Origin of the sequence: Bacteroides sp. OM05-10AA, from assembly GCF_003439055.1 — a bacterium.
Classification (GTDB): domain Bacteria; phylum Bacteroidota; class Bacteroidia; order Bacteroidales; family Bacteroidaceae; genus Bacteroides; species Bacteroides intestinigallinarum.
Window position 1 is genome coordinate 147,361 of record NZ_QSUR01000012.1, and the last position, 11,513, is coordinate 158,873.

Annotated in this window: 8 protein-coding genes; 2 read left to right on the top strand and 6 right to left on the bottom strand. The window is 37.6% G+C overall.

Going from position 1 to position 11,513, the window contains the following annotated elements; all coding sequences use genetic code 11:
• Both DXB58_RS11765 and DXB58_RS11770 read right to left on the bottom strand, forming a co-directional pair.
• On the bottom strand, positions 1–1,473 hold the full coding sequence (locus tag DXB58_RS11765) for a divalent metal cation transporter (RefSeq protein WP_122136831.1): 1,473 nt from the start codon (positions 1,471–1,473) through the stop codon (positions 1–3).
• 11 nt (positions 1,474–1,484) lie between these two features.
• The gene (locus tag DXB58_RS11770) at positions 1,485–2,666 is read right to left on the bottom strand and encodes a Gfo/Idh/MocA family protein (RefSeq protein WP_122136832.1); all 1,182 of its coding nucleotides are present in this window, start codon (positions 2,664–2,666) and stop codon (positions 1,485–1,487) included.
• 194 nt (positions 2,667–2,860) lie between these two features.
• On the opposite strand from DXB58_RS11770, the gene DXB58_RS11775 reads away from it, so the two are divergent.
• On the top strand, positions 2,861–3,949 hold the full coding sequence (locus DXB58_RS11775) for a LacI family DNA-binding transcriptional regulator (protein ID WP_008651343.1): 1,089 nt from the start codon (positions 2,861–2,863) through the stop codon (positions 3,947–3,949).
• A 587-nt stretch (positions 3,950–4,536) separates the two neighbouring features.
• Here the strand turns inward: DXB58_RS11775 and DXB58_RS11780 are convergent.
• The 4 genes from DXB58_RS11780 to DXB58_RS11790 form a co-directional block, all read right to left on the bottom strand.
• The gene (locus DXB58_RS11780; RefSeq protein WP_147338726.1) at positions 4,537–4,890 is read right to left on the bottom strand and encodes a hypothetical protein; all 354 of its coding nucleotides are present in this window, start codon (positions 4,888–4,890) and stop codon (positions 4,537–4,539) included.
• Positions 4,891–4,942: 52 nt separating this feature from the next.
• Positions 4,943–6,736, bottom strand: a complete 1,794-nt coding sequence (locus DXB58_RS11785) for a RagB/SusD family nutrient uptake outer membrane protein (RefSeq protein WP_122136834.1) — start codon at positions 6,734–6,736, stop codon at positions 4,943–4,945.
• An 11-nt stretch (positions 6,737–6,747) separates the two neighbouring features.
• The gene (locus DXB58_RS27935) at positions 6,748–7,209 is read right to left on the bottom strand and encodes a hypothetical protein (protein ID WP_199487965.1); all 462 of its coding nucleotides are present in this window, start codon (positions 7,207–7,209) and stop codon (positions 6,748–6,750) included.
• Positions 7,210–7,371: 162 nt separating this feature from the next.
• A complete protein-coding gene (locus DXB58_RS11790) occupies positions 7,372–9,747 on the bottom strand; it encodes a SusC/RagA family TonB-linked outer membrane protein (protein ID WP_199487966.1) in 2,376 nt (791 codons plus the stop codon).
• Positions 9,748–10,328: 581 nt separating this feature from the next.
• On the opposite strand from DXB58_RS11790, the gene DXB58_RS11795 reads away from it, so the two are divergent.
• Positions 10,329–11,495 (top strand): Ig-like domain-containing protein, encoded by a 1,167-nt coding sequence (locus DXB58_RS11795; RefSeq protein WP_122136835.1) that lies wholly within the window; start codon positions 10,329–10,331, stop codon positions 11,493–11,495.
• Positions 11,496–11,513: the final 18 nt, after the last annotated feature.

The window sequence follows — 11,513 nt, forward strand, 5'->3', positions numbered from 1 at the left end:
TTAGAGTTTTGTAAAATATGTAGGTGCAACTTTCACTAAATAATAAACGACACTGATCAATGTTATAGAAATAGCTATAATCATACCAGTATTCCACCAAAAACGTCTGCCACCACGAGGCATATCGGAACGCATGTACTTTTCACTATTATTCAATAAGAAAAAGCCGATATATGCCACAGGCAATAAAATCAATGCAATGGCTGATGTAGGAATAGCAATCCATGTACCCATTTTACTCCAAAGTATAGCACCCAAAAATCCCGGTACGGGAACTAATGTAGCCAATTTGTACTTCCAGCCAGTTTCGGGTAATTTAAATATCTCGCAAATTGCAAAACCACAAACTACCATATGAATTATTATAGCATTCAGAGACATACCAATAATCCCCAAACCAAAAATCAAACGGGATACTAATGCCGGAAGACCGGCTGCTTCCAACATACTCGCAGCTTTAATCGGTGAAATAGAGGTTTCACCCGGCGCCAGAGTGATCGTAGCTCCTGCAGCTATTATCATCAAAGAGGTTGCAATGGTGTATGGAATCAACATTCCTGTTATCAAATCAAACTTTGCCAATCCGGAATACTCTTTTGTCCAACCTTTTTTCAGGAAAGAATATCCAAATAAAAAAGTCATATTGATACCGACAGCTGCACTCAACGATGCTATAAAAATCTGAATGCCTTGTGTATCTCCTGGAATATTTAAATGAAATCCACCTTCCATAGAAAAAGGTAAAAATCCTCTTCCCACAGCAGACCAGTCTATTCCATTGCCACTGAAACTGCAAACTACAACGACTATCAAAAATGAAAGAATAATAAACCAAACAATACTCTTGATTATATTCTCAAAAACCTTGATTCCTTTACTTCCTTTATTATAATTCCATACAATACGGCATGCCACACACAAAACTATCGCCGCAATTCCCAGTAACGCAGCAGTTTGTCCTGCTGAACCATCTTCCAGTTGGAACCCTCCGAATGCCTGTATCAAATCAAGAGTCATTCCTGAAGCTAGAGAATATTGTGGAAAATGCCAGATCATGGTCGCAACGATCGTACACAAAGCCCATGCCCACGCAATAACCGGACTCACATATTTCTTCATTGCATAGAAAGGGCGTTCTCCCCTGCACATGGTCTGATGAGCCAAAGCCGATAGCATAATAACCCCAATTCCCATAGCAACAGGTTGTACCCACAATAACTGGTATTGTGCATGTGCGCCTGAAAACAAAGAAGCCATGGCACTACCTCCTCCAAGAGTCATAGCGCTTTGCATCCACCCTGGACCCGATTTTGAAAAATACCATTTAGTACGTTTCCAAAAGCCCTCATTTTTTAATCCACGCAATTCCGCTACTTCTTTCTTCACCAATTCTGACTTCCCTTCCAGAGAATTATAGGCAGCAGAAATTTCATCACTCGACATCGATTCGTATATACGTTTATTATCTTCCATGGTTTATATTATTAAAGAATAGATATTTCGACTTCAGCACCATTTTTCTCTGCTGAAACATAACTTGCATATAGTGTAGACATAGTATCCGCAGCCAACTTGCTATTACTTTCTATCGGTGTTCCATAAGCAGCAGCATTATAAAACGCATTTAATTCGTGTTGATACCCCAAAAACCAGCCTTCGTCCGGAGATATTTGCGACCATCCCTGTTTTGTCTCTGTCTTTTCCACTACGTAAATGTCATCAAAATATTTCTCATCGGGAGTGTATGTTTCCATAGTATTGTTATGACTCATATTACACAATGTACGATGATTGTTTGCATTGACACGAATCCAATTATTAGTACCACCCAAACTTAGTTCATTTGCTATAACATCGGCAATCGTACCATCCTCAAATACAATATGGACAATTGCGAAATCTTCCACATCTTTATAATGAGTTTTCAAATATCCCTGATCATCGAAATTAGGTAAACGGGTAATGGAATGCACGCGGGCAGAAACTGTTTTCGGACGTATAGGTTCGCCAAACCGGGTTCTTCCTTCCACATGTTTGAAATAAATAACAGCAGTCAACGGATGACAACCTTTTCCTATCAAAGAACCGCCACCGGAAAATTTCCATTCACCATAAGCCAAAGAATGTGAACCCGAATGAGATTGTTCCCCATTCATCCACAAAATCTGCGCTTTTGATTTTTCAATTATCTCACGTTCCTTTTGTACGGGAGGAGCATACACCCAGTTTTCAGCATACATAATCCGCCCAGTACTATTTTTTTCAGCATCCAACATTCTTTTGATACTTTCTACTGTTTTCTGAAGTCCTTCTTCACGCGAAAAATTTTCCCCGCTAAAATCCTCTGTACCATCGCCAAAATAACCCGTGAATGGTTTTTCTACAATCACATTCTTATTCTTGGCTAATGCAGCGACTACAATTTCTTCATGTGTCACCGGTGGAGTACACACATGAATAACATCAGAAGCATCAATCAATTCTTCAAGTGTATCAAAAATCACCATATTTCCATGAGTGGCAAATTGCTCTGCTTCTTCTCTGGCCACAGAGAATACACCAGCAATTTCTACTTTTGCACTAAACACATGTTGTAACGCGTTGTAATGGAAGCGTGCTGCAAATCCAGAACCAACAAACCCTGCTTTTAAAATCTTTTTTTCCATCGTATCTCTTTTTATTGTTTTTAAATATATCACATCCAAATCTGTGTACGTCCACAAATATATTTAGTTTTTTTTTTGAAACACAAACAATATCGATAAAAAACTATGTATTTTTTCCATTTTATATTTTACTATTACCTTATAATAGTTATCTTTGCAGTATTAAAAAAGTTTTAAAGAAGAGAGTAATTCATATGGCAAAGAAAATTAGAATTAAAGATATTGCTGATTTAGCAGGAGTTTCAGCCGGAACAGTTGACCGTGTTTTGCACAATCGAGGTAATGTCACCGAAGATAAGCGAATTAGGATAGAAGAAGCCTTGCAAAAAATGAATTACACGCCCAACATTCATGTTTCTGCCATTTCTCTTCGGAAAAGTTACAAATTCGTTATTGCCATTCCTAAATCCAGCGCAGGAGAATATTGGTCTTTTGCCGAAAAAGGAATTAATGCAGCTTTAGAAACCTATTCTGCAATAGATATTCAATGCGAATTCTGTTATTACAACCATTTCGACCTTTTTTCATGCAGAACCTCTTTTGAGCAAGTTATTCAGCACGAACCAGATGCCGTAATTATCGGCCCTACCTTCAGAGATGAGACAATCTACCTGGCCAACCAACTTTCAGACATGAATATTCCATATATATTTGTTGACTCCACAGTAGAAGGAGCCAGCCCGTTGGCGTTTTACACAGCCAACCCATACACATGCGGATATCTCATTGCGAAATTAATCACCCAGATTACTCCTAAAGACGCAGATATCGCTCTTTTTCAAGCCATACGAGTTGGAGATGAAAGCGCCAATACCACTATCCTAAGAAAAGCAGGATTTATGGCCTACTATGCAGAACATAAGTTACAGAATAAATTGTGTCGCGTTAATTATTCAGCACAGGATAACGAAAAAAATGAAGATTTACTGAAAGACTATTTTATCACAAACCATAATATTAAAGGAGCGGTCATATTCAACTCCAGAGCACATGTTATCACTAATTATTTCAAAAGACATAAAATCCGCGATGTTAAATTTGTCGGAATAGACTTAACGGAAAAAAATGCAAAAGCACTGGACGAAGGTTATCTTGATTTTCTCGTAGAACAAAGAGCCGGACAACAAGCCTACATGGCAGTAGAAACACTTATACAATATTTAGTTTTTGGAAAAAGTGTGCAAAACAACAACTACATGCCAATGGATATTATCGTAAAAGAGAATGCTGATTTATATAAAGAATCCAGCGCGGCAACTTTATTTTTCAATACACAACGATAATAATGCAATTACGGGACTTTAGCATTCCCGCAATTCACAATTACGCAATCATTTACGATCACTAAAACTTCTCAACCATTCTCACCGTTATGAGAAAAGATTCTCACCATGATGAGAAAAAGTTCTCATTACGATAAGAATTTATTCTCATTGTAGTGAGAATAATTCTACTATATACTTTCCTGCTAATGGTTGACTAGTTTATTTCTTATCTCTACTCTGGGTTGACTTGAAAGATAACTACCCCTATCTGCAGCTAACCTTGTTATTGATAATTTCTACATCAGGCTGACTTGTTCCGAGTTTTCTCTATTCCCAGTTCCCCCTTTGAAAGCAGACAAAGGGAGGGATTCCTTACTTTTTCCTCTTTCTGTAACAACCTACTAATAGTTGACTACCTTTTCTTAATCTCCAGCCTTATTTATTCTTCCCCCAGAAATCATTTGAAACAAGAAAATATGAATAAGGTGTGAATTAACACAACCCACACCTTATCCAAAACCTCTAAAACACCAAAGCTTTCCATCTATATAAAGCCCAAGAAAGCTCTTCTCTATGAAATTTAAACTCAATCTTCAAAAAAAGCATCATTTAGTCTTTTCTTTACTCTTATTACCACCTTTCTTCTCTTGTTTATCTCCTGTTTTCCCTTCACCTTTCTTCGCTTTTTCTACAGCTTTATTATCCTGATATTTTTTATACTGCTCCACCGTCAAAATTTCTTTCAGCTGAGCATCCACCTTACCACGTTGATCTTTAGGCTTCGAGTATATCACCAGAATTTTATCCTTTTGTTCTTGAGTTAGCCCCAATAAAGCATCCAACTTCTCTACCATTTTCTGCGCCTTTTCTTCAGCACTTTTTGTCTTCTGTGCAAATGTAAATACACATGCAGAAGATGCAAACAATAGGCACAACGCCAAAATAATACTTCTCATCATTTTTCTAATTTTTTAATACATAATTTATTTAAAACCAAGTCTCATAATTCTATCATTCACTCGCTGATGTATAACCCGGATTTTGCGGCATATACAAAGTACGATTAGCATCAATAACAGTTTGCGGTATCGGGAAGATAGTATCTCTTAAAGCAAAGTTTGTTCCATCAACAGGATTATACGCCTTAATTCGAGGATACATAAAATCCTTACCTCCCATACGAAGCAATGTATATCTGCGATGTTCTTCCAATAACAGTTCTCTACTACGCTCATCCAATATAAAATTCAACCGTTCTTCCAAAGAAGACCCCAAATCCGCTACAGTAACTGCTTTTGCATTAGCCCTATCCCTCAACTCATTTATATCACTAACCGCCGATACCAAATCACCTAATCTAATAGAAGCCTCCGCCCTTAACAACAACGTCTCCGCCAACCGCATATAAATTTGAGAAAAATGAGATTCCGTATTCTCCGGATACCCAACATCACAAAAAGCAAATTTCAATGGATATGGATGATTATTAGACGTAACCTTAGTATCACTCAAGTTATTATAGTCATATCCACCACTTGTCGTTTTAATTGATGCATCTTTCGACGCTCCAATCCAAAGTTTATCTCCTATTTTCCACGGACGTCCTTCCGCAGTATTCATAATATCATTACCATTACTATCCGTCAGTTTATCGGCATCCGTCAGTACAAAGTATTGACCAATTGCATATTCATTTCCACGTTCATCAATCTGCCCGTTAGCAGGATTCGCGTCTTTACTTGAACTGTAATATAACAATAACGTATTTTTCAATATACTCATCCGATGCCATCCACGTCCACCGCGCTCCTCTGTATAACCCAGTGTTAACCCATCCGCACCTTTCCATTTTGTGTTTCCATAACGCAACGTAGATTCATGACGCATAATATTCTCACCACCGCCAACAATTCCTCTTGCCCACTTCAACTCCCACAAAATTTCCGGATTAGAACTATTTATATTTTCAGGTTGAAACATACCCATAAAAACAGACTTATCCGTACTATGCTTACTCCTCTGAATAGCATATGGACCTTCTGTAATACATTTATTTGCCCATTTGTATGCAGTTTCCGCATCGCCAAGCGCCAAATACATCTCCGCCAAATAGGTCATCGCCACCCCTTTTGTCATTGTACCTGTCCGAGAAGGGGTCCACGGTAAGTATTCTGCCGCAAACTCCAAATCTTCAATAATAAAACGGCGTACTTTCTCAACTGGCTCCCGTACAAAATCCGTACGAATAGCATCAGTAGATTCCGTAGTAACAATTGGAACTGGCCCCCATAAATAACTCAAATGCCTATATGCCCACGCCCTGAACAACTTAGCTTCAGCCATCACTCTATAATATTGGCTGTTACCACTTTTATCATCCCAATCAATATCAGAATAGGGAGCCCTGTCCAAAATAGCATTAGCTGCATTTATCGTTTCATAGAACCACAAAAAATACTTATCAAAATCTTTGTAAGAAGGGTGATTTGCTACTCCCCAACTATTCAACATCCTATGTACATTTCCTTTATTTCCTCCTGTCGCCATATTATCCGTACCAATAGTGAACAGCACATTACGCAAATCAACCGTACCAAAATTGGCCGTATAACTCATTCCTTCAAACTCTTTTCTTACCTCCGCATACAGCCCGTTCAAACCATTCTCGTACCCTTCCAGACTCGTATAAAGTCGGTCCGCCGTATACAAATGTTTTGGCTCTTCATTCAAAAGATCATTTTGACAAGAAGAAAATCCTAACACAACAATCATTCCCCCAAATAGGGTATATTTTCCTTTTTTCATATTGCCAGTATTTAAAATGCCAGATTAATACCAAATGAATACTCACGACTAACCGGAATTGCACGTTGACTATCAAATTCCGGATCCATACCTTCCCATCCCGTCACCGTCAACAGATTCTTTCCAGTAAAATAGACCGCCAATTTACTCAACCCCATTTTAGTCACAATACGTGTTGGAAGCGTATAAGTCAGTGTTATATCCTTAATCCTCATAAAGTCTGCATTCTCATAACTACTAGGGCTTATAGATTTATTTGCAATATACTTATTTGCATTTTTCTCTGTACTCCAATATTCATTAGTAGGATTATCCACAGTCCAGAAATTATGATTAATCAAATAGGTCTTATCTCTAAATGGATTAGCCTTAGTTGCCCCTGTAACTCCATACAGCAATACAAACAAAGAGAAATCTTTGTATTTCAGCGTATTCGACAGACTCCAAGTAAAGTCCGGCTCAGAAGAACCCAATATTTGTCGATCATCCGGATCTATCTCACCATTCTTATTAAGATCTTCATACTTCGCATAACCAGACTTAGCACCATATTTAGCAGCCTCTTCCTCTTCACCTAATTGCCAGGTTCCAATAATTTTATAATCAAAATTACTTAATACCGGATGTCCTATAAATCATTTATTAGTAATATCCGATAAACCATCCCCATACAGTTCCTTTATTTTATTATCATTCCACGCCAAACTAAGCCCTGTATGCCAGGAAAAATTTTTCAACGTAATATTATTCGAACTTAAAGACAACTCCACTCCGCGATTTTCCGTTCTACCAATATTCTGCATGACCTCACTAATACCATGTACAGAAGATATCGTACGCTTCAAGAGCAAATCCTTATTCATATTTTTATAAAGATTAAATTCACCGGTAATTCTGGAACGCAAAAAACCAAAGTCTAACCCTACATTATAGGAAGTCATGACTTCCCAACCCAAATTAGGAGAACCAATAGTGCCGGGAATATAACCAGGAAGAGGAGAACTTCCATTCGTATATCCATTATCCGACATAATAGGGAGAGTAGAGTAAGGCGACAATCCGCTTTGCCCATTCTTACCAACCGACAACCGAAGTTTTAAAGTACTCATAACCTCTTTTATGGGAGCATAAAATTTCTCATTATGAATATTCCATCCCAAAGCCATAGAAGGAAATGTACCCCAATGTTTATATTGCCCCAATGTAGAAGACGCATCTCGTCTTACAGTAGCCGTAAATAAATAACGACTATCATACGCATAGTTAACACGGGCCATATATGAATGCAAACGGGTTTTATCATTCACAAACGGTTCCACCTTAACCTCCTGAGCATCATGAATACCATAATAAGAACGATCATCTCCGCTGAATCCCTTAGCTGTAATTGCCGTCCCTTCTTTATGACTCTCCTCAAAGCTAAAAAGTCCGGTTAGAAACAATTCATGCTTTTGAGCAAACGTATGTTGATAACTCACAATATTTTCTACCAAATAAGAATATTTCATGGTATTAGCCATTTCTCCCTCTCCACCAAAAGCACCGCTCTTCTTCGTATTAGAACCCCGATACCAATATTGTTTTCCAGCGCCATATTGAACATTCGTATTCAATTTATACGAAAGCCCTTTCACGCCCGGAATCTTAATCTCCAGATAGTTAGTAGCTGTGAGAGCATAATTTATATTCAAATCATCATATAAATAACATTCCAAAGGATTGATTTTAGTATCCTCACCCGTTGGATTTATGTTAACTGTTCCATCATCATTGAATGGTTTTGCAAGCGGAGATTTATTAAATACATCCACAAAAGGTGGCTTAGCACCACTCCTGTCAATATAAGTCCAACCAACACTATTCCCCATACGAATCCATTTGTTAATATCCGTCGTGACATTCAGCCTGGTATTCAACCGTTTGTATTCATCATTTATCACAATACCATCCGTACCCAAATAGGAAGCATTAAAATTAAAACGTGTATAATCTCCACCACCGGAAACACCCAATTTAAAATTCTTGGTATGACCAGTTTTCACAATCAAATCTTTCCACGACCAATCCTTATAAGAACCACTCTGATAAACTGCCTTTTCAAAATCAGTCAACGCAGCATCTTCATCATTAGCATCATCATTTGCCCATCCATTTTTATAATTCAGATATTGTTCACCATTCATCAAATCCGGATAATTGGCAACCTTCTGTATTCCATAAAAGCCATCAAAGGAAACCTTAATCTTCCCCTTAACTCCCTTCTTTGTTTCAATCAAAATAACCCCCGCTGCCGCACGTGCACCATATATAGCAGCCGAAGAAGCATCTTTCAACACATTAATACTCTCTATTTCATTAGTTCCAATCTCAGAAAGGCTCCCGTAATAAGGTGCACCATCCAATATTATCAATGGCTCATTATTAGCACTAATAGAATTTCGGCCACGAACCAGCATAACAGTTCCACTGCCCGGATCCGCTCCTGCAGCCTGCGACATCACATTCAATCCAGGAACCGCACCTTGCAACAATTGGGAGATATCCGTAGTTATAGTATTTTCAATACGATCTTTAGAAACCGTAGCTACCGACCCCGTTACATCACTTTTTTTCTGAACGCCGTAACCAACCACAACAACCTGATCCAACGCTTGAGCCTGCTGAGACAGTTTCACAATCAATGGTTCATTTCCCGCACAAGCTATTTCCTTTGTTTGATATCCAATGTAAGAAAAGACGAGATTATACACTTTTCTCTGCTTATCTATAGGCAAAGAAAAATTTCCATCAACGTCCGTTATAGTTCCTGTCTTTATTTCCTTGTATGTTATATTCACTCCAATCAGAGGTTCATTCGTGTCACTATCCAAAACAACCCCTTTTATAGCCCGCTCCACCTTTTTCTGTTGAGCACCAGCCTCCACATTCGCCCATGATATCAAAATTGCCACACACAGCAATCGAATCAGCAGACAATCTGTTTTCCATAAGTGTATTAGCCTGTTTTCCATTAAATAAAGATTCTTAATGTTTTAATAAAATATTCATTTCCTATACAAATCCAAAACTCTCACCTTCGAATCACTAACCATCATTAAGCCCTCTGGCTGCATTTTTAAGTTACAATCTCTTGATTACGCCTGAATAGTGTGCACGAACACACACAAACAAAAGCAAAAGTTGTGTATTTGTGTTGCAAATATATGATTTTATTTGAAACCAACTATGTTTTTGCTATTATTTTTTTTCACCAGATTAATTAAAGCGCAGAAACAAACAGTATAACATACTATATATCAACAAACTAAATAAATATATTTTTCTTTAAACAAATATGTGCACGAACACAACACACAATAAATATAGCAGTACATAAGACAGCAAGAATCAATTCAAGCATACAAGTTATAAAAAGAATAAGAAGAAATAAAAAAAGATCCGAAAGATTTGGCTTTTAAATATTTATCCATATCTTTGCAGTGCCTGAATATAATACACAGTAATACACAGTCGCAGTGTTGTTGCATTACTCCTATTATAAAAACCATTCATTAAGCCTTTTGGTATTATAATCATTATAAGAGTTATAGCCATGAGGAAGACAACTTATTTATTAAATTTTCTATTTTTTGTTTGCATTGCAACTTTAATAAGTTGTAATGAAGATCCTGCGGATTCTTCTAAAGAAGATGATAAAGTAATATGGATTAAAGCTGATGATATACAAGGAAGCACTCTCAACCTCGAACGAAATACCAGTTTCACAATTCGACTGAACTTATACCCCGAGGGTGCTATAGACAAAGAAGAATACACCTTCCAATACAAATCATCAAACGAGGCTATAGCAACAGTCAGCGAAGAAGGCGTCATCACTGCCATTAAAGTAGGTGAAACAACAATCAATGTGATTCCTTCACATAATTCCAAATTAGGGTTTGCATTTACCGTAAATGTAGTAGCAGGAAAAGTTTCTGTAGAAAACATCACTCTTTCTGAAGACATAAAGAATGGTATTGTCATTGAGAGCCCCGGACAAACATTCAATTTATCAGAGCATGTGATTGTTACCCCCGAAGATGCGACAAACCCCAATGTTACCTATTCGATAGATAAAGAAGAGGTTGCAGAAATAGATGAATTTGGTATCATTAAAGCACTTGCGCCAGGAACAGCGACAATCACGATAACAAGCTCGGAAAATCCGATTATCACAATATTCGCAGCACTTGAAGTCAAAGACATTCCGATCAAAGTACCTGTAACACTAAATAGAGAAAACTGGGTAGTAACAGAGTCCTACGAATACTTAACCCTGTCAGGAGACGAAACTGCAGAGATTGTGAGAAATAGGGTAGTTGACGGAGATGTAACATCAACAATCAAATTCGATAAACCCGGAAAAGGAAATAGACCGCTAGATGATACAAATAATTCATATTTTGTAATTGACAGAAATAGCCAAAATGAATTCCTTTCATTCAGAGTTATCCAACCTGAAGGTAAAAACTCACGAGCATGCGTTACAGCTGTTACAATATATGGAAAAGACTCTGATAGTGGAGCTTGGGAAGTGATTAAAGAAAATGTTTCAATACCCAACTCCGACACAGCCGGTTCTGATTCCGGAGAAATAGATTTAAAAGGAAGCACAGCTCATACCTACCGATATATAAAAGTTGAAATAACAAGCTGGAACACACAAAGCAGTTCAACAACAGAAATGGCAGAATTTTATTTAATTGGCTATGAAGAGTAAAGGCGCTTGCATTTTGAA

Excerpts from the sequence above, each read along its gene's own strand:
- DXB58_RS11775 (WP_008651343.1), top strand. The coding sequence starts at position 2,861 with ATGGCAAAGAAAATTAGAATTAAAGATATTGCTGATTTAGCAGGAGTT.
- DXB58_RS11795 (WP_122136835.1), top strand. The coding sequence starts at position 10,329 with ATGAGGAAGACAACTTATTTATTAAATTTTCTATTTTTTGTTTGCATT.
- DXB58_RS11790 (WP_199487966.1), bottom strand. The coding sequence starts at position 9,747 with ATGGAAAACAGGCTAATACACTTATGGAAAACAGATTGTCTGCTGATT.
- DXB58_RS11770 (WP_122136832.1), bottom strand. The coding sequence starts at position 2,666 with ATGGAAAAAAAGATTTTAAAAGCAGGGTTTGTTGGTTCTGGATTTGCA.
- DXB58_RS11785 (WP_122136834.1), bottom strand. The coding sequence starts at position 6,736 with ATGAAAAAAGGAAAATATACCCTATTTGGGGGAATGATTGTTGTGTTA.
- DXB58_RS11780 (WP_147338726.1), bottom strand. The coding sequence starts at position 4,890 with ATGATGAGAAGTATTATTTTGGCGTTGTGCCTATTGTTTGCATCTTCT.
- DXB58_RS11765 (WP_122136831.1), bottom strand. The coding sequence starts at position 1,473 with ATGGAAGATAATAAACGTATATACGAATCGATGTCGAGTGATGAAATT.